Origin of the sequence: Rossellomorea vietnamensis, assembly GCF_008180615.1 — a bacterium.
Taxonomy (GTDB): Bacteria; Bacillota; Bacilli; order Bacillales; family Bacillaceae_B; genus Rossellomorea; species Rossellomorea vietnamensis_D.
This window is the reverse complement of the sequence record NZ_VTEH01000004.1, coordinates 15,823-42,077: the sequence shown is the minus strand read 5'-3', so window position 1 is coordinate 42,077 and position 26,255 is coordinate 15,823. Positions and strand designations below refer to the sequence as shown.

The following is a 26,255-nucleotide window of genomic DNA, read 5'->3' as shown; positions in this document are numbered from 1 at the left end:
TCCTCCTTAATCCCTTGACTGCGGATCAAGCGCATCTTGTAATCCGTCACCAAAAACGTTAAAGGCAAACATCGTAAGTGAGATTAGGAATCCTGGGAAAAATAGTCTCCACCACTGTCCGGACAAAATGACACCAAGTGCGTCATTTGCCATCGTCCCCCAGCTTGCGATAGGAGCCTGGACCCCAAGACCGATAAAACTCAAGAACGATTCAGCGAAAATGGCCTGCGGAATAGTAAAGGTAAGATTGACAATAATTATTCCGATCATGTTAGGAAACAGATGGCGCCATATGATCTTTCCGTGCGGTGTGCCCAGTTTTTGCGCAGCAGCTACATATTCTTGTTCTTTCAGCTGCAGAATCTGCCCCCTGACGATCCGCGCCATTCCTACCCAGCCGGTGATCGAAAGCGCGAGTATGATCGTCCATAGCCCTGGTTCCATTACAACCAGCAGCAGAATCACGACCAAGAGATAAGGAATGCCGTACAGAATTTCAACAATTCTCATTAAAAAACTGTCGACCCGATCTCCCAGCTTTCCTCTTCCTGCCATGTAACCGGAAATCCCCCCGACTATCAGGCCCATGATTAAATCGATTACGGCAGCAGCCACTCCGATTGTCAGCGATATTCTTGCTCCATACCATGTTCTTGCCCACATGTCCCTTCCAAGGGAATCCGTTCCAAACCAGTGTTCACTGCTGGGAGCCAGATTCTTGGCTTCCAGATTCTGATCTGAGTAACTGTATGGAACCATGTAGGGGCCAAAAACAGCCAGCAAAGTTATCACAATTAAAAGGATGAGCCCTACTATCGCTAATTTATTTTTAAGTATTTTAATTACGGTTTCCTTCCATTGGCTTAAGCTGGGCCGCACTATCTCATTTTGAGTAAACTGGGTCCGATCAATGGGGCGGAATAGCATATCATCATTTCGTTGTTGTATCACGCTTAATCCCCCCTGCTCGATAGTTTGATTCTTGGGTCGACGATACGGTAAGAGATATCGACAAGAAACAATGTAATGATCAAGATGGTACTAAAAAAGATGGTCGTTCCTAAAATAACGGGGTAATCACGATTGAAAATACTATCCACAAAATACTTCCCTATACCAGGGATGGAAAAAATCTTTTCAATTACAAAGGTGCCTGTCAAAAGGAAGGCAATCAGCGGACCGATAAAGGAAATAACCGGGATAAGCGCATTGCGCAGTCCATGCCTGACTACAATACCTGTTGTCGAGAGCCCTTTTGCATCTGCCGTCTTAATGTAATTTTGATTCATAACCTCCAGCATGCTGGATCTCATAAACCGGGCAATGATAGCAAGAGGGGCAGTAGCTAGTGCGATGGATGGCAATACGGTATGCATCCAGGTTCCCCAAGAGGCGACAGGCAGCAGTCCCCACTCTACTGCAAAGTATTTAATCAGTAATGGAGCAAGAATGAAGCTTGGAATTGAAATCCCGATTATGGCGAACCCCATGGCAGCATAATCAATGAAACCATTACGATTCAGGGCTGCAACAGTGCCCAAGAACAGTCCGAAAACAAGCGCTATCACCAGGGATTGCAAGCCTAGTAACGCTGACGCAGGGAAGCCATCCGCTATTAGCGTATTTACATCCCTGGTCTTTGATTGAATAGAGGGTCCTAAATCAAGCATCATTATATTTTTCATATAGAGGGCATACTGTACTGGCAAAGGTTCGTCTAAATTAAACTTTGCTCTCATATTCTGTACTACTTCCTCCGGCAGAACATCCGCATCCGAAGCAAATGGGTCACCCGGAATCGAGTTCATTATGAGGAAGGTTAACGTAGTGATGACCCACAGTGTGACCAGCATTGTGAAAATGCGTTTGATAATATACAATTCATTCTCCCTCCTTGTTAAGCAGGTTAAGCATTTGCATGCCCAAGCACACCATTCGTGGCAGCCATACCGATAATGACGACACCCCACATATGCTTATAAGCCGTAATGTAATCCTCACAGGTAAAACGGATCGTTTTTGGCCCGATCATTTCCACAGATGGAATCGTTGTTGTCATCAGTGCCTGCTGGGAACCTTTGAATTCAATTTCAAATGTGATCGGCCCGTCTACTTTATAAGGTTTGATATCATTGATACGCCTAACCGCCGCTTCCGCTTTTTGTTCAATTAACTTACGGGCACGAGCCGGTGGAATCAACTCTGCAGCGAAACGGTCGATGCCATACTTCACAACAGCAGCTTCGACATCAGGAAGTGTTTCTTTCACTTCCTCCACATAGGCATCATCACCGGAAATAAAGATGGCTGGTATGCCAAAATGACCCGCTGCACCAGCGTTCATCTCCGTTTCCCCAACAATTTTACCGTTGATTTTCATTTCCCCGACACAGATTCCTGCGAGCGTATGGCTGATGGTTGTTCTCTCAGAGCCAGCTTCTCTTCCGTGGTGGCCGACAAACATAATGGCGTCAAAGGATTCGTCAAGCCCCTCTAACTGGCACATCACCCGGTTGTTTCCCGATACCAGCCGAGCTCTCTCATCCAGATCCTCTATAAAGATATTTGACATATTTCCATGTCCATCCGCTACTACAACTTCTGTAGCTCCTCCTCTAAAGGCACCTTCGATCACTGCATTTACTTCTTTTGTCATCAATTTACGAAAGCGCTGATATTCATCATTTTTTTTCAACTGAACATTGGTGGCTACACCTGAAATTCCCTCTATATCTGCGGATACAAAAATCTTCATTGTAATTCCTCTCCTTTACTCAGTAAAAGTTATTTTGACATCACAATTTTTCACGAATTCCACAAGCAGTTCCTGAACTGCTGCCAGATCTTTAAGATCAATGACTTCCACCGGTGAATGGGCATTTCTAGACGGAATGGATAGTACACCTGAAGGCACATCTTTATTCGCCAATGTAACAGCTCCTGCATCCGTGCCAATTCCTGTGAAAATCTCAAGCTGGTATGGTATTTCTTTCTCCCTTGACAGCCCGATGAGTTTATCCCTTATAGCTGGATGTGTAATCAAGCTTCCGTCCATCACCTTAATTCCTGCGCCATCCCCGAGACGAAGACTGTCGTCCATTACATCTTCCGGTGTATCGCTGACAACTGCGGCATCGATGGCTATCGCTGTGTCGAAATCAATATTGGCAATCGCTACTTTTGCGCCCCTCAGGCCGACCTCTTCCTGCACGGCGAAGAGGGCTACTACTTCACCTCTAAACTCCCGGTTCTGTAAATCTTCGAGCGTTTTAATTACCACGGCACACCCTGCCCGATCATCAAATGCTTTTCCGACAATTTTTCCAGTTTGTTCTGAACCAAGATGCTCCACAGAGCTTGTCCAAGTGACCGGGTCAGAGACCCCGATACCGAGCTCAGCCACTTCTTCAGGCGATGACGCCCCTACATCAATATAAAGCTGGCGGTAATCCCTGATTTTTCCGGGAGTATCAAATTTCTGATAATGAGCAGAAATGGTTCCGATTATACCGAGCCTCGGACCGCTTTTACTCCTTATTGTCACTTTTTGGGCAAGAAGGATCCGGTCATCATGGCCGCCGATTTTTTCAAATCGCAGCAAACCATTCTTTTCGATCTTTTTTACGATAAAACCCACTTCATCCATATGGGCGGTTACTAGAATCTTTGGCCCGGGTTTATTTCCCTTCAAACTAGCTATGACATTGCCTATCCCATCCACCTTCACCTGATCACTTAAGGACTGTACTTTTTCTTTTATGTATGAGGTTATGGGCTGTTCAAAACCACTAGGACCGGATAAATCGGTTAAATCCCTAATAACTTTCAGCATCGTACCACTCCTATTTATTAGAATATTCAGACATCTATTTTTAAAAAAGTGTTACTCCTTTTTTAAAAGGCTGATTTGGTATTATAAGCTGCGGCTAACCTGGGATCCGGATTTCCCCTGGCTGCTAAGTGCTTTTTTGTAAAACACGAAAGCTGCTTTCATTGTTGTTTACAGAAGATTTCCGGAAAATTTTTGCAGATTTTCTCCGGAAATCATTAGAATTTGAAACAAACTTTTAAAGATATTCAAAAGTGTTTTTGTAGACATCCATCTGGATAAGGACGTTCGTCGAGGAAATATCCGGAATCCGGTGGATCGTCCTTACCGTTTCATTTAATTCATCGTAGTCTCTTACGTTTACCTGGGCCAGTAACTGGTAGTCTCCGGAAGTAGTGGTAATGTAACGGACAACCGGCACCTGCTGCAGCTGTTCAACCACCTGCTCTATCTGTTGGGGCACGACTTTCAACTGAATAATCGCCCCAACCTTGATTCCAAGAGTAATTGGATTCACAACCCCCACTACTTCAATGATGTTGTTATCGATCAAATTATTATAACGGTTTCGAACCGTTTTCTCGGTAACTTCTAAACTTGCAGCTATCTCTGCAAATGACATTCGGCCGTTTTTAGATAGAAATTTGATAATTCCTTTATCAAGATCATCAATAATATCTTTCGGAAAAGAAACGTTCATCAACATTACCCCTTTCGGAAGAATAATAAGAAAATAGTATTATATTTCGGTAATAACAACTTTTTTATGTCCTGTTTACACCATTAATTTACCCAATTACTATTGTAAAAGGTAATTAACAAACAGTATAAATATTCAGTCATTTTTTTGCAACAGTTTTCCGGGAGTTTTTGTAAAATCTTCTACAGAAGTTAGAATTTTCAAACTCATTGAAACCGCAACCATCCTTACAGGAGCAGGAGTTGTCATGCTAAAAATAAATAGCAAAAAAATTGTCGCTTTCTGGCTTGATAAACACGACTAAAAGGAGCGAAAAGATAAAAACTGCTGTACTATAAGTAGAATGTCAGCTTATCATGGGTAGATTAGCACAGGACTGAGCTCCCGCTGGAAATTACATAAACTATCCCCCAGCTTTAAAACGAGTTGTTCATCACGATTTGAAATCCCGGGTATTTCATTGAATGCTCTAATTCTCATTTCCTGTGAAATTTGATAAAACCCTAAAAGAAAAGACAAATCCTGGTTACTGGATTTGTCTTTTCTTACAGCTATTTTATTTCTCCATTACTGAGATGAAATCTCTTAAATAATCCGGCAAGTCAGGCGGCCTTCTGCTGGACACGAGGTTACCATCTATGATGGAAGGCTCGTCCACCCAAGTGGCACCCGCATTTTCCATATCATCTTTGATACCAGGTGTGCTTGTCACTTTTTTACCCTCAAGGATTTTGGCTGAAATCAGCACCCAGCCTGCATGGCAAATTTGGCCGATCGGCTTGTTCTGCTCGTTCATTTTTCTCACAATCGAAAGGATTTCTTCATATCTTCTCAGCTTATCCGGCGACCATCCGCCTGGTACAAGCAGCGCATCGTAATCGTCAGGATTCACATCTTTAAAAGAAACATCCGAAACAGCAGGCACACCGTACTTCCCTTTATAGGAATGGCCCTTTTCTTCACCCGCCAGATGAACCTCTGCTCCTTCTTCTCTCAAACGCAGGACAGGATACCACAGTTCCAGATCCTCGAAATCGTCACTGACCAGCTGCAGTACTTTCTTATCTTTCAGTTTCAATGGACAGTCCTCCTTTACATTTCTCTCCTTATTTTCTGACAGGAGAAATAGAATTGCAAATTTCCCGGACAGCTACATATTATTCTTTGTAATATAGCGCCAGATTTCTTCACCAATGAATCCTTGAATATGGATCATCGTCTGGTTCCATTTGATTTTGTAATTTTCATCCGTCATCCCTTGGGCAAGCTGCACAATCGCTGAAGGCGGCAGCGGCTCCTCCAGATTTTCAAATTGAACAAGAGGCATGTAGTGTTCCAAGTCATCTTCCCCGGCTTTTTCAATGATTCCCGATCCGATTCCGCGTGCGATGATTCCATTTCCATTGCTGTAGAGAAACACCATGTCATTGGCTTCGATGTGATTGATGAGGTATTTCCATGGAGAGTAATAAGCAGCGACCTTCTGTTCTTCCAGCATCTCTGCTTCATTGTGGGGATTTTGGGATTTGTTCGTATTGACGAGGTAAGCTTTTGGCAAATTGATTCCTTCCTTTCCTTAGTAGACTTTGTGTTGGCACTGAGTGGGTGCTTATTGCGTGGCAAGCGAAGTGAGTTAACAAAGATTCCTATCGATAGGCACACCTCCTTATCATTCTATTATAATCTGTTTCCAGCAGGAGCTAAAAGGAGAAACCATTAGCGAAAATTCGACAAAGCGGTTTCTAAGAAAATTGCAAGTTAGGTGTCGACATTGCTTCTGGATACATGTCTTCTGCACAATCCCTCAACTGTTGTATCCACCTCACGCCTCTGGATACATATCTCCCTCTCCATCCCCAACTCTTGTACCCACCTCTCGCTTCTGGATACATATCTCCCTCCCAATTCCCCAACTCATGTATCCACCTCACGCCTCTGGATGCATATCTCCGGCACAATCTCTCAACTCATGTATCCACCTCCCGCCTCTGGATACATATCTCCCTCCCAAACCCTCAACTCATGTACCCACCTCACGCCTCTGGATACATATCTCCGGCACAATCTCTCAACTATGTACCCACCTCACGCCTCTGGATACATATCTTAGCCCCTATCCCCCAACTCATGTACCCACCTCACGCTTCTGGATACATATCTCCCTCCCAATTCCCCAACTCATGTATCCACCTCCCGCCTCTGGATACATATCTCCGGCTCATTCGCTCAACTCATGTACCTACCTCACGCTTCTGGGTACACATCTCCCTCTCATTCCCCCAACTCATGTATCCACCTCACACTTCTGGATACACATCTCCCTCTCATTCCCCCAACTCATGTATCCACCTCACACTTCTGGATGCATATCTCCTACACAAATGCTCAACTCAAGTATCCACCTCACACTTCTGGATACACATCTCCCTCCCAAACCCTCAACTCATGTATCCACCTCACACTTCTGGATACACATCTCCCTCTCAAACCCTCAACTCATGTATCCACCTCACACTTCTGGATACATATCTCCCTCCCAAACCCTCAACTCATGTATCCACCTCACACTTCTGGATACATATCTCCCTCTCAATCCCTCTACTTATGTATCCACCTCACGCCTGGATACATATCTCCGACCAAATTCCTCAACGCATGTTACTCAGCTCGGCTCAGCTAAAGTTACTAAAATTAAAGATTCTATCCTCTCAAGGGTTGATAAGTAAAAAAACGCACTGCGAATTCAAAAAAAGTTCACAGTGCGTTTTCATAGATGTTTTGAGTGTTTGCAACCTAAAGTAAAATCGGCAGCCTGCAAGTTGGGTGCTCAAATTCCTCCAAAGTCTACCCGCGCATATCCCGAATCAAATCTTCAATCAGGCCCTCCTGGTATCCAGCCTTCCCCTCATCTTTCAGCGCAGAAGCAACCGAAACCAGCTCCGGGCACTTCAGCGAATCCAGTTTTCCGATCCGCGAGGTGATATCTTCCTGGGAGAGGCTTTTACGATAAGAATCGGCACCCATCCGCCAAAAGGAAACACTGTCTTGATACCGCATCCCTATTCGGTCCGCAATCAGCAGGCCTTCTGGATCGAGATCTCCTGAATAGTTCAGCCTGCACCCTTCTGCGACGAGATAATCCAGAAGAAGCCACCCGGCAGTCCGGAGCTGCCCATGAGTACAAATGACAGGAGCATCCTTCACTTCATCCATTAAGGCTGATGCGACACTGGAGTTCTCGACGATCCATACTTCATTTCCCGCAGCAGGCCATACCCTCTCCAGTCCAAGCAGCTCTCTGACAGGGACATTCATAACAGAGCCGCGGGATACCGAACCTTCCCAGGCAGGGTGAAGCCCCTTCTCATCCTCCGCCAGGAATCCCCGGCAAGTCACGAAGCTCCATAAATCATCCTTTAAAAGACCATGAAACCCTAATAGGTCATTCATTTCCTCTGAACTCTGAGGCGTTCTTCCATCCCATTCCCCCCTGCTCACACTTAACACGTACAAAGCATAAAGAAGAAGTTTTCCGGTTACCCCTTTGGGATCAAAAGAGTGAGGATTGCCGGTTATTTTTTGAGCGAAGACAGGCAGACGGGTAAACTCCCCTTTTTCAGGCAGGCTTCCCACCGCAGAAGAAACTATTAACAACACTTCCTGCAACCGAATCGGATCCTGCTTGTACAGACCCCAAATCCACCTGGAGTCAGCGGGCTTCTCCGCCAGCCAATCCCACCACCAATCAGCTGCGGGAGCTTCAGCCCTCAGCGAGGAAAGAAATTTTTTTTCCTCTGTTAGAGTTAACTCTTCTTCCTCTCTCTTTGTTAAAATGATCTCCCCGAGTACTTCCTGCAGAAGTTCAACGAAGCTGTACTCCCTGAACGGGGTGCGGGCGAGCTCCCGTTCAAAGTCGGCAAGCGCTACTTTCCTTTTATCTTTCAAGTTCTCTGGGGAAACCCCCATAAATCCTGCTACCGATAATAGTTCCTCATCAGAAAATTCATCCAGCTTCACCGTTCCGGACACTCTTCCAAGGGAACGATATTTTTGTTTGAAAAGAGTGAAGAGTTTCAGGAAGCCTGGTTCCTCTTTAAAAATTTTTAATGAAGGCGTCAATTGATCAGCACTTCCTCATCCTCTTCTGTCTCTTCCTCGATTATGAGATTCCTTTGGTTTCCGTCCCATTCATAACGTATGACGGTTACAAAGTCAGCATTTTTCGGGCGGACGAGCTCGCTGATCGAGAGCGAGGAAATCGTATCATAATCACCCCATAAGGCTTGCGAGTTCATAATGTAGTTGAACCCGAGCTGTTCCACCACTTCGAACATGTCGCGGATATTTTGTTCATCAACACCGGCGAACGCTTCATCCAGCGAGATGATAAATGGTGCCATTTCACCAGCCTCTTTGTAGCGTGAGTAAGCGGCCGTAAATAATGGGATATACATTGCCATTGCTTTTTCCCCGCCACTGAACTTAAAGAATGCGTTGTTCGTCAATTCTCTCTTCGGCTCGTTGACGCGCCTGAAGGACAGTACGAAAGTGAACCACTTGCGGTAATCGAGTACCTCTTTGAGAACCTGATGCAGCGTCGACCCTTCATTGCGAAGCTGAATCAGCTCTTTCGCCTTTTCGATTCTGGATTGAAAATGCTTGGTGATGCGGTTCAGGTCTTCCTCGTTTAAAAATTTGCTGTTGCGCTGAAGAAGTTTTACCAGGTCGCTTGTGTCGAGTTCCTGCTCGGATTCTGCCGTCAGAGGCTTCCAGGCCACGGAGAAAATCAGTCCTGATGAGTTGTCACGGCTTTCCATGATCGCGTTCATTTCTTTCACCCACTTCTGAGCCCGCTGAATCCGGTTGCGGAGAATCACACCGACTGTGTTGACCATGATATCCTGGTAAAGCTGGCGGTCCTGCTCATCCAGCCAGCCGCGCTGGGATTCTAATTCTTTTTCCAAAGAAGAGTGGACAAAATAGGGGCTGACCCGCTGTCCCTGATATTCCATTTGCACTAGGCGGCGGCTTCGGAGCTGTTCCCATTCATTTTTAAAAGGTTCATAATACTCCCCGAAATCTTCGCTGAACCAATCGGGACGTTCCTCCTCTTCAGAATACTCAAACATTCTGTACTCCATCAGATTCTGCTGCTCATTTAAAAAGGTTTTGGTAAGCTGCTCATTTAACTTGGCTCTGTCATGCTTTTCTAAAACAGCGCCCAGCTTAGAGAGAATCGTGGATGGCTCGGATTCTTCTCCTTCGATGAAGCCCCGGCTAAGTTCTTTTTTCACGATGGAGCTCCACTCCATGGACATGTTCAGCCAAAAAGCCGTATTTATCCTGGCCGACTCCAATTCCTTTAAGAGCGTATCTCGTGCTGCTCTCTTCTGCGGAAGCACTTCATACAAATCACTGATTTGGCTCCCTGCCGTTCTCAGCTCTTCAAGAACTTCGCTGATGCGCTTCCGGATATCGTCGATTCCCTTCAGTTTCATCTGCTCTTCAATCGACTGTATTTCGGCTTTTAAAGCAGAAAGCTTGGATTCTGCACTATTTTGCTCGCCGCGAATCTCATCCAGCTCTTCCTCCGCTTCTTCCATCCGCAGGGAAAGGTCCTGAATCTTGTTGGAGAAAAACAGGCATCTTTGCGATACATTTTCCAATCTATGAAGATATGTCCGGTAACTCCTTGATGCATCCAATGCTCCGGCAAGTGCTTCCACATCCAGCTTCAGGTTCAGAGAGCTGCCTTGCCCATGCAATTCAAGCCTGGTTCTCTTAATTTCTTGAAGAACTTCTTTCCAGCGCCCCTCGAGTTTCAGCAGGTGCTGCTTTTCCTGGGAGATGGCTCGCTGATTGGTTTCAATGCTTTGATGAAGTTCACTAAGTTCCTTATCAGATGGAATGGTTGTTTTCCAACCCTCTGCTTCTCGTAGAGCTTCTTCACAGTCCATCACCGTTCGTTCCCATTGCTGCAGTTCTCCCTTCAGCAGGGCCAGGTTCTCTTCCCACTCTGAAATCTTCTGCTGCTTGTATCTCTTCTGTGAGGTTCTGCCGATATATTTGGAGGGCCCTTCCTCTGGTGCATGGCCTTCCAGGCAGCCAATCGTGTAGAATCCATCGAGATCGATACGGAATCCGTTTTCCTGTTCGTCGAGGGAAATGCTTCTTAACACCTCGTCCACAAGGGATTTTGATATCTCGTCACTTTCATCCACATCTGGATACAAATAATCGGCGAGCGTGTGGCCGAGAACAAGCGGTTCCGCTCGGATGAAACGGTCGTGAACAGGATTTGCTTTTTCTTCCGTGATCAAGCTGTCCAACAGCCCAGCATGCATGAGGGCAGACTCCAGCCGCTCTTTTTGTTCTTCAGTAACATGGTCTTCAAACTCAACTGCTGCGTAAAACGGGAGGAATGGTACGCCCTTTTCCCTCAATTCATTGCGGGCTTTCTCTGTATCAGGATGGCGGTCAGGGTTTGGCATTTTTAAGTTTTTCCAGGAGTGAAGCTGGTTCTCCGCCTCTTCTATCTCCTGCTTCTTTTCCGTCTGCCTTTGACGGGCCAGGCTCATCTCTGCTTTCACTTCAGCTGTATAATCACTAATGCCTGACAGGAGCATTTCCCTGATATCGTCGTAGCGGTTCGTTTCATAAAGCCCCTGCAAGGAACGGGCGATTTCCTGCTGCTGTTCTTCTGAATAGCTTACTTCCGAATGGCGCCCAATCCATGAAAACACGTCGTGCTGGAGGCTGGCTTTCTGTTCAGTGAACCACTGCCTAAGATGATCCTGTTCTTTTTGCAATCCATCGATTTCCTGCTTTTTTTCGGAAGATTCTTTTTGCAGACGGTCATGGTCCACATTCAAGCTCTCCAGTTTTTCCGCCAGCTTTCCAAGGAATGACAATAGACTTTCATGCTGCCCGGCCTCTTTCGACCAGACGGTAAAATCGAATTCTTCTTTGGAAATCAGCGGCATTGACAGTATGCTGGCTGAAGGCTGCCTCTTCTCCGTCGACCTCCAGTTCTCCCAGCAATTCGCCGACCATTCGCTCTTCCCTGCTTAATGCCGCTTCATCGCTTTCTCGCTGCTTCCAGTCGGCATGGAGCTTCTCTTTCTTTCTGTCCCACTTCTCTTGCAGATCATGAAGATTCTTGTTCCACTTGACAGCCTCGTCCTTCATCCTCGCTTTATCTTCTTCGAGCTTCCATACTTCATGCTTTTGCAGGCGTCCTTTCTCAGACTCGGCGAGGTCCCGCTTCTGCAGTGCTTGCTTTTGGTTCTCTTCCAAACGAAGGATTTCAACTCTGAGATCAGCCTCTTCTTTTTCCAGCGCCTGTGCCTTTTCCTCTCCCTTGGCATGGCGCTCTTGAGACACTTGCCACTGCTTCGCTCTTTCTGCCAGGATATATTGATTGTACAGATGGTATTGAGCGGTCAGCTTTTGGCTCGAATCATACTCCCGCTCTAACTGTTCCAATTGCTGCTGTGTCTGATCCATATTTTCGATCGTATCGGACAGGTGCCGGAGTTCATCGTCTGTCAAAGGAGGAAGAGCGGATTCGAGAATCTCGTAAATGACGGTCGGCTTGAAGTCCTTGGAGAGCTTCGGGCTCCGCAATTGAATCAGAAGCTTAATTAAATCCTCATAAGCTTCCACTGATTGAAATCCGAACACATGCTTATTGACCAAGTCCATGTATTCCCGCTGCGTATGAACAACATAACCCCCGTCTCCTATGCGGTTTTCCAACTCTTTTGCTGAAAAAGGCACCCTGTCACCTAGATGGATCTGCGAAAGATGAAAGTCCTTCCCGATACGGCGGTTATCCGTCAGGAGGAAGTACCACGACTTAATGCCTTTATTCCGCTTCGCCTGCATGCCGATCCCTGTTGTTATATACTGATCTGTTCCACGCTTCTTGTATTCTATGAATAAATACCCTGTCCGCTCATCACGGTTCACGACTTCCTTTTCGCCGAGCAGGTAGTCTTCCATCTTTCTCGCTTTAGAACCAAACGGATCCAGTCTGTCAGGCGATTTCTTTCCATCCAGCAGGACCGGAAGAAAACTTTGCATCGTCACCGATTTCCCGGAGCCGTTCGTGCCTCTAAGCAGAAGTTTGCCTTCCGAGAATTGAAAGATCTCTTCATCGTAATACCAGAAGTTCAGCAGCCCTGCTCTGTTCATCATCCATTGCGTTTCCGTCATTCGCTCTCTCCTCCTTTTTCAAAATCTGCAGGATATTCTCCAGCTATGACACCAAGCAGCGGCTTTATTTTTATCAAGCCTGTTTCCTCGTCTTCTTCGGCCATCATCCAGTCCTTCATGGATATCATTAACTCCGCCGCAATGCCGCTGGTGCTTTTTTCTCTAAAAAATTTCGACCATCCTTGCCCATAGACCTCCCTCAGCTCATCGACGGCCTGTTCAAACTCACTTTTTGTAAAAATAATCTCCCCGTTTTCAGCAGGAGTGTATCGCTCCCGCTGCCCGTGGATCTCTTTTGACAGCTGAAGAAGCAGGTCAGAGGACGCTTTCGTATCAGGGTACAGATTATGGTACTGCCTGCTTACGGCAGAGGATAGGAACGCAGTATTTTTATAAACATGCAGCTGGTAATCGCTGTGTTTGTCAATGTCTTCACTGAGGCGGTTCCGGAAATTGCGGATGTACAGAAAGTCGGGATCCTGCTGGTCCTGGCGGTGGATGCCAGGGGAAAAAAAGAGCTTTCGATACACTCGCTTACGCCGTTCATCTTCCTGATTCAGCTTCCAATCTTCCTTCAGCAGTTCTTCCCAATGCGTATAGGCTGCAAAATCGTCCGGATAGGTCCTCATGAAGTACCGGCTGTAGGTGGTTGCTTCATATAGAACCTCCTGCTCTTCGTTATGATCAAAGCGGGAGATATCACCGTCAATCGTGCGGATGAGCTGAAAATCCATCAGCACCTTCACCGCTCTGATCAGGGATTTCCGGTGGGTAAAGAGCGTCCAATCCAGTGGGAAATCCCCGGGGTAATCACTTTGGATTTCCTGGCAGATCTCCGACAGCAGAAACTGCTCATCAACTGCCTTTCCTTCTAAAAAGGATAGAGCACAGCAAAAAATCGCATAGTCCATCGGTTCCTGAAATTCCTGGATGCCCATCCATCTCTCCGGTTCCGCCGGTATTTTCTCCAGTTTGATAAAATGCTGGTGCACAATCAGCCGCAGTCCGAATTTATCACCGATATACCGGCGCAGCACTTTTTCCCGCTCCCTAATGAGCTGATACCATTCCGGCTGCTCAGACCTCAGGATCCAGTAGTGATGAAAAAGAAGATCCATGCCCTGGATGGCCTTTTCGTCAAAAACCTGTGTCTGCTCCACTTATTTCACCCCTTCTTTTTCCAAGTAAAAAACCGCGTTCGGCATGGATAGCTTTCCGTCCTCAGCTTGTAACGTAATCATCTTGTTCTTATCCAGCTTAACCTCCACTGTCAAGCCGTAATCCGTCTTCACTTTCCTGTTTTTCGAAGCCATCGATTTTCCAATCCAGCTCAGTAATATCTTGCGGATGAAAGGCTCAACCGTTCCAATCGACGACAACTCTATGACACCTTTATTCATGTACTTTTCAATCAGCTGTTTTTCATGTTTTCGTTCTTCTAAATACTGCTGCCGCTGTTTCTGTTTCTTTTCTTCATTAGAATCGAAGCCGCCGGGCTTGGTTTTTTCCCTGTAACGGATCGTCCTGGGCTTGACCGTCCGAAGTACAGGCTCTTCATCCCACGTATCTGAATGAAGGTTGTCGGTTGTGCCTTCCTGAAGAGACAGATGCTGGATGGTCATGGAGCCGAACACAACAGAGGAAAGCCGGTGAGATTCATCGATCCCACTGCTTTCCTTAAACCAGTTCGCCAAATGGAGATAATCACGCTTCCTGCTCCTGAAATGCTGCTGTCTCTCTCCGATTCTCTGGACATACCTCGTCATCCTGCGGATCATTTCATTCGTCTGCCACTGCAATACTTCCAACTCGCTTCGCTGAGAGCCTGATCCCAGGAACCAGCGGCACAGTGAGTCCCAATAACCTTCATATTCTGACAGCCAGTCCTCTTTTGACGAAGACAAATCCTCAAGGCGCGGAATCGATTGGCGGTGTAGAATCAGCTTTTGGAAAAATGCTTGCAGCTTGTCCTCACTCAAGCTGTTCAATCGCTCCTGAATTTGCAAGGACGTTTTTTGAAGAGAAACTATGAAGTCTCTTAAATATGTAGTGAACTGATTTTTATAAACAAGAAAAGCCTCGGTCTGCATCCGCTGATCTGTCTGCTCACTATTAATATAAGCTATGTAGTCGGCCGTGCTCGTACGGATGCTTTGGAAGTAGCGGAAAACATCCTCCCAAATCCGCATGTATTCTTCTGGTGTTTTGGACAGGCTTTGATCCACTTCCTTCTCCAGGATAGAGAGTGATTGCAGCAGACGGTCAAACTGCGAACGTTCAAGCGAACCTTGAAAAGAATCACCAATCTTCTCGAGGCCTGACAGCATCCTCTCGATTTCCACCGTATACGGGGTACACTGATAACGAAACCGCTTCTTCTTATACTCCTCAACCGTCTTGGCGTTCGTCATATCCTGACGCGCAATCAAGTTATTCCACTTTACCAGCTGTGCAAGCTGCTGATGAAGCTGCTCCTCGCTGTAATCCGGAAAAAAAGGAACCGACTTCATATACTCCAAGATCTCTTCAGGCGCAATATAATCTCTCATCTGCTCATGCTGCCCGTAAAAATAACGTAAAATCGTCCGATAATGCGGAGCCGAATCAGCCGTAAGATAACTCGCCTCCACAATCTTCTTCAACGTAACATCCATCCCAGACACCCCACCTTCTATCAAGCTGCTCTATTACTCCTATTGTACTAGAAATGTACTTGTATTTGGAGACGGTATTCATTGGGTCTCTTGGATTTCTTGGGTTTCTTGTGTTTCTTGGTGACAGTCACCCCCCGGAATTTGTCGAATACCCATGGCGAGAAAAAACGGGGCGTGACAGTCACCACCCGGAATTTGTCGAACCGCCGAACGTATTGCTAGAGTAGAAGTAACTATATAATTGAAGAGAGAGAGAGGATTGGGCAGGAAAAAGAAACGCAGACAAAAAGAGGAAGAATCAGAGGATTTTGGTGCTCGGGAATTTCATTGCAATCACTGTAATCATCAATTTGAAGTGAAGTGGGAAGACATTTTTATGATTCAGGAACTCACCCACGGATATGTCGGATTCCATATTAATGATACCTTTATTTCGTGTCCGGAATGTGATGAGATAGTGGAAGAAGAGGAGTTCTAATTTGTCGAGGCATACTTCACACCCTCCACCAGCAGTTGCGATTCCCCCTGGATGAGAATAGAATAATGAACAAGGACATTCTTATTTAAAAGGGAGGCAATATGCATGGACTTTGAAAAAACGATTATAAGTTACTTGAAAGAAGCAGCCTCCCCCTATCTCATCATTATTTTCGGCTCAACCGTTAATGGGAATTCCATGGCTGAGAGTGATATTGATATAGCCTACTTAAGCGACAAGGCTCTTGATAAGTATACAATTTTTATGACAGCTCAAGGACTCGCCTCAGAATTGAATAAGGAAGTTGACCTGATTGATCTCAATGATGCTAACACTGTTTTTCAAGCCCAAGTCGTTCACACTGGAAAAGTGATTTATTGTACGGATGTTAGAAGAAAAATGGAGTTCGAAATGAAGGCTTTTAAAAAGTATGCCAAACTTAATGAAGAACGTGAACCCATACTTAGAAAAATCAAGGAAAGCGGGGCCGTTTATGAAAAGTGACGTGATTCTTAATAAAATCAGTATCATCGAACGCTGCATCAAGAGAGTCAACGAAGAATATGACCATAACCCGCAAACTCTCCATAATTTTACTAAACAAGATTCCATCATCCTGAATATACAGCGTACCTGTGAAGCGAGCATTGATTTAGCTATGCATGTGGTGGCAGAGAAAAAGCTTGGGCTTCCGCAGACAAGCCGGGATGCCTTTACTCTTTTGGAAAAAGAAGGAGTCATCACTACTGCCATTTCAGCTAGAATGCAAGCTATGGTAGGTTTCCGAAATATCGCTGTCCATGATTATCAGGAACTCAACCTTGAAATCCTCCAGAAAATAGTGGAGGATCATTTGGAAGATTTCAAGCAGTTTACTAAGCTTATTCTAATGAAGGAGTAAGGTTGGATTGCCTGCCATTTATAAATTCTCTATCGAAAGGACTGTTTCAATGTCTTCATTTTTACATAAAATCGAATCCGCTTTAATAAGCGAAGACCCATTTATCCAGCACTATGCTGTGACCATTTTACAAGACAGCCACCTTGCTGTACCAAGCACACTTTTTACAGCTCTGGAAGCCTATGACCGAAATCTTCCTACCATTTTCCCATCCGCCCTCCTTCCTCATATAGGCTTTTTGCCTGTGGATGAAGAAGGGGTCGTGGAGCTGATCTCCCGACTGGAAAAAGAGGAATCCAATAAGGAGTGGTATGTCAACCTGCTGAAAAATGCGGAAACAGCTGTCCTTCTTCGGCATGAAAGTGAATTAAAGAAACACCTGGATCCATCATTCCTGAAAGAATTGAAACTGCTGCCGGAACTGGATGAAGAGGGACTCTTCTTAAAGCTCGCCGGCATTGCGGGAGACCTGGATAATGGCGATGATGGCCACTCTCACCTACAATTAGGCAAACGTATAGTAAATGAGTTAATTGATAGAGAAGTGATAGAAGATTGGGAACCGGAAAACGCAATGAAGGAACTTCTGGAGTATTCATTTATGCCTTCTATCGGTTTGTTTCAAGTATATATGGCGGGAGAGCTGCGGACTGAGTCCACTATACCAGACTTGATAAGCTTACTCGTCAGGGACGACGGAGATGAAGCACTGGAGGAAATCTCTTCTGCCCTCATCAAGATCGGCACGACTGAGGTTGTTGAAGAAGTGGAAAAGATTGCGCTTAATGAGGATACCTTCATCTATAGCGTGGACGTGCTGGCAAAAATTAAGTCACCCCAAGCCGAACAAGCTCTGCTAAGGCTGTTGAATAGAACAAAAGATATGACGATTCGGACAGTCATCCTGGACTCTCTTTGTCAGCAATTATCGGTTGAAGCCATTCCTCTTGTGGAAAAACAGCTCGCAGCGGGCTATGACATGATCATGACCGATTTGGAACATTCCTTTTACGCGAATCTGGTAATGAATGAAATCGCTCATCCTGCGCTTCAGGAAACGAAAATGAATCTGATTGCAAAAGAAAAAAGTATTGAAGGGGCGGTTGCTCCCATAGTAAAAGAAGAGAAAGTCGGACGGAATGATCCTTGTCCTTGCGGAAGCGGGAAGAAATATAAGAAGTGTTGTTTATAGAAGGATGAAACCAGGCCAAAACGGGCTTGGTTTTTTTTCGACAAATACCGGGGGGTGACTGTCACTCAAAAAAAAAAAATATTCGGCAGCTGGCGAGCATGGTCGTTTGACTGAAGCCCCTATAGTTTTGCGTCACCACCTTTCGATGGGTTTGCCTTTCTCGAACGGATTATGATTAAAGATTATCTAAAAAGACGCCTGCGAGGGTTCTGTAAAATTTTAATATAAAGCCTGTTTTCCTCACATTTAAACAATTTAATGCCTAAAAGCTTCAGCGGAGTCTTAATCTCTCTCATGTAATAACCCGGCAAGAAGATTCCTCCCTTTTACAAGTTTTACAAATACTTACTATAATAATTTTATGTCTTAATGACTGAATAGTCTATTACTATTAAAACAAAAGAATCGACAACACAATCTGACAAAGCGGAAAAGAAAAGAATAAAATAACCTCAAATTTGGCAGCAAGATTTTCTCTCTTAGTCAGAACAAACTAAAAGAAGCACAGCGATAACCGCGTGCTTCTTTTTCAAGAATATTCGACAAATACCGGGGCGTGACTGTCACGAACGACGAATCAAGCCAAAAACACAGCTCCATAAACCAATGCCCCGCCAATTACATAAACCGGATGCACCTTCATTTTTTCGAGCAGCAGGTAAGCTGCCGCTGCGAGTAATATGGTTTGCCACGCTCCAATTCCTTCATATGAGTTGGAGAGAAACCCCCATGTCATGACACCCAGCAGGACGGCGATGGTTGGTTTAACGAGATTGGTCATTTTTTTTACTTTGGGTGAGCTTTTATACTTCATCAGGATCGATAGCAGCACAATCATCAGAATCAACGAGGGAGCAACTGTCGCGAACACACCGACGATGCTTCCCAGGATTCCCCCTTGGCTGTAACCGATGTATCCGGCCATTTTGGTGGCAATCGGTCCCGGCAGTCCATTAGCCAGTGCCAGTACTTCACTGAATTCATTAACTGTCAGCCAGCCGTAACGGTCAACAACTTCATTTTCTACCAAAGGAATGGATGCCGGCCCTCCTCCATAACCGAGAATGCCTGGTATAAAAAACGCCAAGAAAATCTCCCAGTAGATCATGATGCCTTCACCTCGGATTTTGGTTTTCCAAGCAAAGCATAAGCAAGAAGTGCCCCAATGACAATTGCCGGATGAATGCTCAGGAATTCAATAATGACCAAGCTTCCAATGAGCAGACCTATGGTGACCGACCAGCCCAGTGGTCCCTTAGATTTTTTAATGAAATCCCATGTAAGGACACCCAGCATTACACCAACGACCGGTACCACCGCACTCGCCATGCCCTGCACCCATGGCTGGTCTTTATAGGCGTTAAGCACAGTTAACAAAAGAATCATCAAAAAAACAGTCGGGATGACTACCGCGAAGACAGCATTGATCATACCAAGGAAACCGCCGACTCTCCATCCGATATATCCAGCCATCTTGGTAGCAATGGGTCCTGGAAGTGCATTACCAAGAGCCAGGATGTCAGCAAAATCATCGTCATCCATCCATTTATATTTTTCCACAACTTCCTTATGTACTAGGGGTATCGAGGCTGGACCTCCTCCGTACCCTAAAATACCCACCCGGAAAAAGGCTGAAAATAATTGTAGCTGCTTCAAGTTTATCACCCTCTTTTAAATGGATCTTTCCTCTGTTCAGAATGGACGGCACCAGACTCATTTCAAAGTCTAATGTCCGGATATCAGCTTACCAAGCCGCAATGCTTCCATCTGTTCTCGACTCTGTCCCCCCCATCAACACACCTGTATTTTCATCTTTCCAAATGATCTGGCCTCTGCCAAACATTCCTTCATCCGCAGCAATCTGAATTTCATGCCCTTTTCTAGCGAGTGCCTGCGCTATGTGATTAGGAAAATGAGGCTCAACCACTACCTTTTTCCCTTCAAGCCACTGCCATCTCGGTGCATCAAGTGCTGACTGTGGATTCAATTGGAAATCGATCGTATTGCTGATCACCTGGAAGTGTCCTTGCGGCTGCATATACCCACCCATGACTCCGAATGGACCGACGGCTTTATTGTTCTTGGTCAAAAATCCAGGGATAATCGTATGATAAGTTTTCTTGCCAGGCTTCAGGGCATTCGGGTGATCTGGATTCAGTGAAAAATCATGACCGCGGTTTTGCAGCGCGATTCCTGTTTCCGGAATGACAATGCCCGAGCCAAAGCCCATGTAATTACTCTGAATGTATGAAATCATGTTGCCCTCATCGTCTGCTGCAGCTAAATATACGGTGCCCCCTTTTGGAATATCGTACGCTTCCGGCATGATGGCTTCGTCGCCAATCAAATCACGGCGCGCTGATGCATAGCTTTCGGATAACAATTCATCGACTGAAAGAGGCATATGGCTTTGCTCTGTGATGAATGCTTTTCCATCTGTAAATGCCAGTTTCATAGATTCGATGTGTTTGTGGTATGTATCGACTGCATCTTTTTCATGGAATTTATATCCTTTTGCAATATTCAACGCCATTAACGCGACTAGTCCCTGGCCATTCGGCGGGATTTCCCATACATCGTACCCACGATAATCCGTCTTGATTGGATTCACCCATTCAGCTCGGTAATCCTTCAGGTCGGCAGTCGAGAGAAATCCTCCATGCTCTTCCATAAAGCTTCCAATCTTTTCGGCAAGTTCACCTCGGTAAAAACTTTCTCCGTTCGTTTCGGCAATTGATTTCAGTGTCGAAGCATGGCCCTTCGAAGACCAGCTTTCCCCGATCTTCGGTGCCCTTCCATCAGGAGCGAAGGTTTCAAACCAAGGCTTGAATTCCTCATCGGTTAAAATTTCTTTAAATTTTTTGTAAGCAAGTGACCAATACTTACCGAGAATCGGTGTTAACGGGTAGCCTTCTTCCGCCAGTCGGATAGCCGGTGTCAGTGACTCTTTTAATGAAAGCTTTCCAAACCTCTCAGACAGCTCCGCCCACGCGGAAGGAACTCCGGGAACTGTTACGGGAATAACACCATGAACCGGCATTTTTTCATAACCGCGTTCTTTTACTTTTTCTATGGAAATCGAATTCGGTGAAGGTCCACTGGCGTTCAAACCGTGAAGCTCATCCTTCACCCATACTAGTGCGAAAGCGTCGCCGCCGATTCCATTAGAGGTAGGCTCGACAACTGTTAAAGCCGCGGCGGTTGCAATAGCTGCATCAATGGCATTTCCGCCTTTCTGCAAAATTTCAAGACCAGCTTGTGCCGCCAAGGGCTGGGATGTCGCCACCATTCCTTTTTTTGAAAATACCGTATTCCTCTTAGAATGGTATGGGTGATACAAAAAGTCCATGTTCATCTCTTCAACCTCCAGCTCTAATTAATTATGTATGTACGTAACCGTAAGTCTAACACTCTGGCAACTCTCCGAGTTGTATGGTATTTATCTATTATAACATTTCTTTAATTGGTGACAGTCACCACCCGTTTTTTGTCGAATAATCAAAACCACCAGTGTGATCTGGTGGTTTTCTCTGCGGCTGGAAGCCTCTCTTACCGGGCTCGATCTATAAGGCCCAATGAATAATTTTCTCTAGCAATTTATTATCTAAAAAAATTGAGAAATAAAGGAAGAATTCTCTTACATAAGTAATAGCACGAAAAATAGCTAAAATAAGCGGAGAAGTTCCCCCCCCTTATTTTTTAAAGGCTGTTTTCGTAAACTTTGTTGCTATTTAATACTAATTCCGAAAAAATAATCATCGTAAGAAAGAATAATTTAGTATTAACGAAAAGAAAAGAGCTACTCTTTCCCGCTTAGATAATAACTCTTAGTATTCGGGGAAAAATCCGGCTCTTAGGATTTTTCCGAAAGCAACAATATTTGCGAAAACAGCCTTTTTAAAAGACCAGAAAACATTTCTTTTTGCTGTGAATAAGCGGAAAAATTCTGCTTATATACTCCAAATTGAATTCTATTCGAGGGCGTAACCAGAAAATTTCCGCTTATTTTAGAGAATTATTCATGTCCTTCATATGGCATACCTCCTGCTAGAATGGAATGAACTGATAGGGAAACCCGCTTATCCTAACATGGAGGTAGATTTTTTTATATCAGGTTATAAGTTCTCAGGGACCCTCCGGCAAAGCCAGGGGTTTTCAGGGCCATTAATTAATAACAGCATTTTTCACGCACAAAAAAAGCCGGCTGCCTGGTTATTCAGGCTTCCGGCTTTTCTAGTACACCTTTAGAAAGGCTTGTTGGGTTCATAAGTAGGCTGCTGGTGCTCTGCCTGGTATTGCTGGCTTTTCGCAACAGCTTTTTGTACATCTTCATCCAAGGAGAACTCTGTGTCACCTTTTCCAAACTGTCCTGCTTGGTTCTGAGCCTGTACTACTTGCTCCTGTTGTTCTTGAGGACTTCTGCCGCGGCGTTTTTCCTGCATGACCCTTCCCCTCCTCTTTACTAGTAGGATAGTTTATAGGGTCTCTCTTTAACTATGGCATTATTCTTATTAAGATGAAAAGTCTTAGATTTAATAAAAAATCAATATTCGACAAATTCCGGGTCGTGACTGTCACGCCCAGGAAATTCTTTTTTTATCCGCTCCAAAAGCTCTTTGTTCGTCAATACTTCCACCCCAGTCAACGCCATCGCCTTCGCTCCAAGAATCATCGCTTCCCTCGCCTGGTCCGTCATGGCCGCTTCCCGGAATTCATGGGTATGGCAGGCAAAGGCTCCTTCCGTGATTTTGATATAAGGATGGATCGACGGCACGATCTGGCTGACATTGCCCATATCGAGCGAACCGCTGCCGTCGCGCTGTTCCTGGATTTCAGAAGGAGAAACTCCCAACGCAACCAACTCTTCTGTAAAAGCGTCGGACAATCCAGAGTTGGTAATCATGTCATCATAAGAGAATTCGTAAAAGGAATGCTTCATTTCTGCCCCGGTCTGCAGAGCTGCCCCCTCCGCGCACTTCTTCACTTTTTCTGTCAATTCATTTACATAATCACGTGTTTTTCCGCGAACATAAAATTGCACCACAGCATAATCCGGTGTGACATTCGCAGCCTTGCCGCCCTCTGTGATGATCCCGTGGATACGGGCGGACGGCAGGATATGCTGACGCAGGGCATTGATGCTGTTGAAAGTTCCAATGACGGCATCCAGTGCATTGATTCCATCCTGCGGGCTGGCGGCTGCATGAGTCGGCTTGCCGAAAAACTCAAACTGAATGGCGTCCATTGCCAGGGAAGAACCACTCTTCACATAACTATTGAGCGGGTGAACCATCATCGCCGCGTCCAGTTCATCAAATACTCCTTCCTCAGCCATCGTCACTTTGCCTCCGCGGGTTTCTTCTGCTGGGGTTCCGTAGACAATCACCTTTCCCCCTGTTTCGGAGATGACCTTGCTAAGGCCTATTCCGGCAGCGATGCCCATTGTGCCAATGAGGTTATGGCCGCATGCATGTCCGACTTCAGGCAGCGCATCGTATTCAGCCATGAAGCCAATCACCGGACCTTCCTTCCCGCTGTCAAAAACAGCTCGAAAAGCAGTCGGCAAATCGCAGGTCCCCATCTCGACCTCGAAACCAAACTTCTCCAGCGTTTCGGAAAGAACCTTGCTCGCCTTGAATTCCTCATGGCCCAGCTCCGGGTTCTCTCCTATATAAATACTGATTTTTTCGAAAGTTGTCTTCAGACCATCAATCTCTTCCGCAACTCGCTGTTTTAATGGATTCATATCAACCAACCTCCTTACAAAAGTATGACGCTTTAACACTTTAAAGCACGACCAGGGACAGTCCCTCTTAGTGGTTTAAAGCATTAAAGCACCTTTTCCAAGAATTCTTTAGCCCGCTCGCTCTTTGGATTATGGAAAAACTCCTCAGGATGGACGTCTTCCATAAGTACCCCGCCGTCCAGGAACAAAATCCTGTCTGCGACTTCTTTGGCAAAGCCCATTTCATGCGTGACAATGGCCATCGTCATTCCTGTATGTGCCAGGGATTTGACGACATCCAGCACTTCCTTGATCATCTCGGGATCCAATGCGGATGTCGGCTCATCAAACAGCATGACATCCGGTGACATCGCAAGCGCCCGCGCTATGGCGACACGCTGCTTTTGCCCGCCGGACAGCCGGTTCGGATAGTCATCTGCTTTTTCCGACAAGCCTACTGACTTCAAAAGCCGTCTTGCATTCTCCTCTGCTTCGGCCTCTGGTTCACCTTTCACAACCATCGGGCCATACATGACATTCTGAAGAACCGTTTTATGAGGAAAAAGGTTGAAATGCTGAAATACCATCCCAACGTTCTGCCGCACTTTCATTATATCGGTTTTCGGATTCGTAATCTCTTCCGAACCGATCCAGACCTCACCGCTACTGGGAGTTTCCAAAAGATTTAAACAGCGCAGCATCGTTGATTTCCCCGAACCCGACGGGCCAATGATCGCCACGACTTCTCCTTTGCCAATCGTTGTCGAAATTCCTTTTAAAACCTCCAGCTTGCCATATGTTTTATGAAGATTCTTTATTTTAATATACTCCTTACTCACTCTGGCGCAGCCTCCTTTCCAATCTTCTTCCGAGCAGCGTCAAGCCCATTACAAGCACATAGTAAATGAACCCGGCAAAAATCAGCGGTTCAAAGGCTGTGTATGTATTGGCACTGACGATTTGCGATCTTCTCATAATATCTAAAAACCCGATTGTCGAAACAATCGCGGATTCTTTTGTCAAAGTAATATATTCATTCATCAGGGCCGGAAGAATATTTTTCAGCGCCTGCGGCAAAATGATATCCTTCATCATTGGCCGGTATGGAATGGCCAACGCTTCTGCAGCTTCCCTCTGCCCTTTATCCACTGCCTGTATCCCCGCACGTATGATTTCCGAGATATACGCTCCTGAATTCAGCCCGAATGCAAGCATCCCTGCCAGGAATGGCGGAATGTCATAGCCTGTCAGCTGGGGAGTGGCAAAATAAATCAGCATCAGCTGTAAAATCAGCGGAGTACCCCTGAAAACGGATGTATAGGCATCCGCTAACCACCTTAACACTCTGATTCTGCCAATCTTGAATAATGATAGTATTGTTCCGATGATAAAGCCTACGATTCCTGACACCAAAACGAAAAGTAACGTCACCCAGACTCCGTTCAGTATAAAAGGAATAGAAGGCACGATCTGGAGAAAATCCAAATCCATGCCTGCCCACCTCATTTCTTATTAATATTTATTCATCTTTCAGCCATTTCTCTTGGAGCTTCTCCAGCTCGCCGTTCTCTTTCATTTCTTCAATCACTTCAGAAAAATCTTCTGCCAGTTCGCTTCCTTTCGGAAAAGCAATAGCCATTCCAGGAGACAAGGAACTTTCATCATCAAAGCCTTTGAGGTCCAGCTCTTCAATGTACCCCTCAGCCACCGTTTTATCTAAGTAAATCGCATCAATACGTTTCGATTTCAGCTCCTGAATCAAAGCCGGCACCTTATCCAAGGCCTTTACCTCAATCTCAATGGTATCTGCTAATTTTTTCGCGGCTTCATCCTGGATCGTTCCAAGCTGGACGCCGATCTTCGTGCCGTCTAAATCATCCATGCTCTCAATCTCTGACTCTGGCAAAGTGATGAACATTTCTCCTGAACGATGGTATTCAACCGAAAAATCAACATTCTCTTTTCGTTTATCTGTGGCGGACATCCCGGAAGCCACAAAATCCACCGTGTCCGCCTGAAGCGCACCGATCAATCCGTCAAAGTTCATATCCTTGATCTCCAGCTCATATCCAAGCTCTTCTGTAATATGCTTGGCAAGGTCAATGTCGAAGCCGACAATTTCTCCGTCAGTATCATGGGTTTCAAATGGAGGGAAGTCTGCCGATGTCCCCATAACAATTTTCTCTTTCCCCTCCCCGCTCGTTTCCTCTGATGTACCGCAAGCCGCGAGCGAACCGGCCATTACTACCGCCATTAAACCTGTCATAAGTTTTTTCATATTGCTTGATCCCCCTAAAATTATAATTAATATTTATTCAATAAAATGTATTTTAACACATTCTCATAATTATACAATAATTTTTATAATTATTTGTCTAAAGGACCTCCCTTTGTATATTTATGTAGTGGTTCTGATGGTATTCTTCTAAACTTCTTTTCTGTGAAACAAGATAATTCGGGTGGTGACTGTCACCACCCGAATTATGGGTCTTTCTTCCTTTAAACTAATAAATCCCTAGAGCCAATTACCCCTTTTTACAAATTCCGATAAAATTTGTT

Annotated in this window: 22 protein-coding genes, 1 pseudogene and 1 riboswitch; of the genes and pseudogenes, 4 read left to right on the top strand and 19 right to left on the bottom strand. The window is 45.4% G+C overall.

Annotated elements, in window-relative coordinates:
- Positions 1–6 precede the first annotated feature (6 nt).
- The 11 genes and pseudogenes from FZC79_RS07440 to FZC79_RS07390 all read right to left on the bottom strand — a co-directional run bounded on the left by FZC79_RS07440 (position 7) and on the right by FZC79_RS07390 (position 15,400).
- Positions 7–927 (bottom strand): ABC transporter permease, encoded by a 921-nt coding sequence (locus tag FZC79_RS07440; protein ID WP_148946418.1) that lies wholly within the window; start codon positions 925–927, stop codon positions 7–9.
- Positions 928–953: 26 nt separating this feature from the next.
- Entirely contained in the window at positions 954–1,880 is a 927-nt protein-coding gene (locus FZC79_RS07435; RefSeq protein ID WP_148946184.1) for an ABC transporter permease, read from the bottom strand.
- 26 nt (positions 1,881–1,906) lie between these two features.
- Entirely contained in the window at positions 1,907–2,755 is an 849-nt protein-coding gene (locus FZC79_RS07430) for a M55 family metallopeptidase (protein ID WP_148946183.1), read from the bottom strand.
- Positions 2,756–2,770: 15 nt separating this feature from the next.
- On the bottom strand, positions 2,771–3,832 hold the full coding sequence (locus FZC79_RS07425; RefSeq protein ID WP_148946182.1) for a M42 family metallopeptidase: 1,062 nt from the start codon (positions 3,830–3,832) through the stop codon (positions 2,771–2,773).
- Positions 3,833–4,067: 235 nt separating this feature from the next.
- A complete protein-coding gene (locus FZC79_RS07420) occupies positions 4,068–4,529 on the bottom strand; it encodes an Lrp/AsnC family transcriptional regulator (RefSeq protein ID WP_148946181.1) in 462 nt (153 codons plus the stop codon).
- A gap of 556 nt (positions 4,530–5,085) precedes the next feature.
- Positions 5,086–5,607 carry a type 1 glutamine amidotransferase domain-containing protein gene (locus tag FZC79_RS07415; protein WP_148946180.1) on the bottom strand — a complete coding sequence of 174 codons (522 nt, stop codon included), beginning with the start codon at positions 5,605–5,607 and terminating at the stop codon, positions 5,086–5,088.
- A 72-nt stretch (positions 5,608–5,679) separates the two neighbouring features.
- On the bottom strand, positions 5,680–6,087 hold the full coding sequence (locus FZC79_RS07410; protein ID WP_148946179.1) for a hypothetical protein: 408 nt from the start codon (positions 6,085–6,087) through the stop codon (positions 5,680–5,682).
- A gap of 1,286 nt (positions 6,088–7,373) precedes the next feature.
- Positions 7,374–8,648 (bottom strand): TIGR02679 family protein, encoded by a 1,275-nt coding sequence (locus FZC79_RS07405; protein WP_148946178.1) that lies wholly within the window; start codon positions 8,646–8,648, stop codon positions 7,374–7,376.
- Positions 8,645–12,746 (bottom strand): annotated as a pseudogene (locus FZC79_RS07400) (TIGR02680 family protein). The gene FZC79_RS07405 and the pseudogene FZC79_RS07400 overlap by 4 nt, the downstream one beginning before the upstream one ends.
- Positions 12,743–13,906 (bottom strand): TIGR02678 family protein, encoded by a 1,164-nt coding sequence (locus tag FZC79_RS07395; RefSeq protein ID WP_148946177.1) that lies wholly within the window; start codon positions 13,904–13,906, stop codon positions 12,743–12,745. The pseudogene FZC79_RS07400 and the gene FZC79_RS07395 overlap by 4 nt, the downstream one beginning before the upstream one ends.
- On the bottom strand, positions 13,907–15,400 hold the full coding sequence (locus FZC79_RS07390; RefSeq protein WP_148946176.1) for a TIGR02677 family protein: 1,494 nt from the start codon (positions 15,398–15,400) through the stop codon (positions 13,907–13,909). It abuts the gene before it with no gap.
- Positions 15,401–15,641: 241 nt separating this feature from the next.
- Here FZC79_RS07390 and FZC79_RS07385 point away from each other — a divergent pair, with 241 nt between their 5' ends.
- The 4 genes from FZC79_RS07385 (at position 15,642) to FZC79_RS23820 (ending at position 17,971) form a co-directional block, all read left to right on the top strand.
- Positions 15,642–15,878, top strand: a complete 237-nt coding sequence (locus FZC79_RS07385) for a hypothetical protein (protein ID WP_252183278.1) — start codon at positions 15,642–15,644, stop codon at positions 15,876–15,878.
- A gap of 105 nt (positions 15,879–15,983) precedes the next feature.
- Positions 15,984–16,382, top strand: coding sequence for a type VII toxin-antitoxin system MntA family adenylyltransferase antitoxin (gene mntA / locus FZC79_RS07380; RefSeq protein ID WP_148946175.1), 399 nt, complete (start codon positions 15,984–15,986; stop codon positions 16,380–16,382).
- On the top strand, positions 16,372–16,779 hold the full coding sequence (gene hepT, locus FZC79_RS07375) for a type VII toxin-antitoxin system HepT family RNase toxin (RefSeq protein ID WP_148946174.1): 408 nt from the start codon (positions 16,372–16,374) through the stop codon (positions 16,777–16,779). The genes mntA and hepT overlap by 11 nt, the downstream gene beginning before the upstream one ends.
- 7 nt (positions 16,780–16,786) lie before the next feature.
- Entirely contained in the window at positions 16,787–17,971 is a 1,185-nt protein-coding gene (locus tag FZC79_RS23820; protein ID WP_286365359.1) for an SEC-C metal-binding domain-containing protein, read from the top strand.
- An 81-nt stretch (positions 17,972–18,052) separates the two neighbouring features.
- Positions 18,053–18,137: riboswitch (cyclic di-GMP riboswitch) on the bottom strand.
- A 411-nt stretch (positions 18,138–18,548) separates the two neighbouring features.
- On the opposite strand, the gene FZC79_RS07365 is transcribed toward FZC79_RS23820, so the two are convergent.
- The 8 genes from FZC79_RS07365 to FZC79_RS07330 all read right to left on the bottom strand — a co-directional run bounded on the left by FZC79_RS07365 (position 18,549) and on the right by FZC79_RS07330 (position 25,974).
- Positions 18,549–19,079: a chromate transporter gene (locus tag FZC79_RS07365; RefSeq protein ID WP_148946173.1), complete on the bottom strand. Its 531-nt coding sequence runs from the start codon at positions 19,077–19,079 to the stop codon at positions 18,549–18,551.
- Positions 19,076–19,627: a chromate transporter gene (locus tag FZC79_RS07360; RefSeq protein ID WP_148946172.1), complete on the bottom strand. Its 552-nt coding sequence runs from the start codon at positions 19,625–19,627 to the stop codon at positions 19,076–19,078. Before FZC79_RS07360 ends, FZC79_RS07365 begins: the two co-directional genes overlap by 4 nt.
- An 88-nt stretch (positions 19,628–19,715) precedes the next feature.
- Positions 19,716–21,326: a gamma-glutamyltransferase family protein gene (locus FZC79_RS07355; protein ID WP_187442680.1), complete on the bottom strand. Its 1,611-nt coding sequence runs from the start codon at positions 21,324–21,326 to the stop codon at positions 19,716–19,718.
- A gap of 889 nt (positions 21,327–22,215) precedes the next feature.
- The gene (locus FZC79_RS07350) at positions 22,216–22,413 is read right to left on the bottom strand and encodes a hypothetical protein (protein ID WP_148946171.1); all 198 of its coding nucleotides are present in this window, start codon (positions 22,411–22,413) and stop codon (positions 22,216–22,218) included.
- 101 nt (positions 22,414–22,514) lie between these two features.
- Positions 22,515–23,717, bottom strand: coding sequence for a M20 family metallopeptidase (locus FZC79_RS07345; protein ID WP_148946170.1), 1,203 nt, complete (start codon positions 23,715–23,717; stop codon positions 22,515–22,517).
- Between the two features lie 83 nt (positions 23,718–23,800).
- On the bottom strand, positions 23,801–24,535 hold the full coding sequence (locus tag FZC79_RS07340) for an amino acid ABC transporter ATP-binding protein (protein WP_286365358.1): 735 nt from the start codon (positions 24,533–24,535) through the stop codon (positions 23,801–23,803).
- Positions 24,528–25,187, bottom strand: coding sequence for an amino acid ABC transporter permease (locus tag FZC79_RS07335; RefSeq protein ID WP_148946169.1), 660 nt, complete (start codon positions 25,185–25,187; stop codon positions 24,528–24,530). The genes FZC79_RS07340 and FZC79_RS07335 overlap by 8 nt, the downstream gene beginning before the upstream one ends.
- 28 nt (positions 25,188–25,215) lie before the next feature.
- Complete coding sequence (locus tag FZC79_RS07330; protein ID WP_148946168.1) at positions 25,216–25,974, bottom strand: transporter substrate-binding domain-containing protein; 759 nt, start codon at positions 25,972–25,974, stop codon at positions 25,216–25,218.
- Positions 25,975–26,255 lie beyond the last annotated feature (281 nt).

Bases quoted from the DNA above. Each gene is read 5' to 3' on its own strand.
- FZC79_RS07365 (WP_148946173.1), bottom strand. From the start codon at position 19,079: ATGATCTACTGGGAGATTTTCTTGGCGTTTTTTATACCAGGCATTCTC.
- hepT (WP_148946174.1), top strand. From the start codon at position 16,372: ATGAAAAGTGACGTGATTCTTAATAAAATCAGTATCATCGAACGCTGC.
- FZC79_RS07345 (WP_148946170.1), bottom strand. From the start codon at position 23,717: ATGAATCCATTAAAACAGCGAGTTGCGGAAGAGATTGATGGTCTGAAG.
- FZC79_RS07430 (WP_148946183.1), bottom strand. From the start codon at position 2,755: ATGAAGATTTTTGTATCCGCAGATATAGAGGGAATTTCAGGTGTAGCC.
- FZC79_RS07390 (WP_148946176.1), bottom strand. From the start codon at position 15,400: ATGGATGTTACGTTGAAGAAGATTGTGGAGGCGAGTTATCTTACGGCT.
- FZC79_RS07425 (WP_148946182.1), bottom strand. From the start codon at position 3,832: ATGCTGAAAGTTATTAGGGATTTAACCGATTTATCCGGTCCTAGTGGT.
- FZC79_RS07440 (WP_148946418.1), bottom strand. From the start codon at position 927: ATGCTATTCCGCCCCATTGATCGGACCCAGTTTACTCAAAATGAGATA.
- FZC79_RS07335 (WP_148946169.1), bottom strand. From the start codon at position 25,187: ATGGATTTGGATTTTCTCCAGATCGTGCCTTCTATTCCTTTTATACTG.
- FZC79_RS07355 (WP_187442680.1), bottom strand. From the start codon at position 21,326: ATGAACATGGACTTTTTGTATCACCCATACCATTCTAAGAGGAATACG.
- FZC79_RS07350 (WP_148946171.1), bottom strand. From the start codon at position 22,413: ATGCAGGAAAAACGCCGCGGCAGAAGTCCTCAAGAACAACAGGAGCAA.
- FZC79_RS07330 (WP_148946168.1), bottom strand. From the start codon at position 25,974: ATGAAAAAACTTATGACAGGTTTAATGGCGGTAGTAATGGCCGGTTCG.
- FZC79_RS07420 (WP_148946181.1), bottom strand. From the start codon at position 4,529: ATGAACGTTTCTTTTCCGAAAGATATTATTGATGATCTTGATAAAGGA.
- mntA (WP_148946175.1), top strand. From the start codon at position 15,984: ATGGACTTTGAAAAAACGATTATAAGTTACTTGAAAGAAGCAGCCTCC.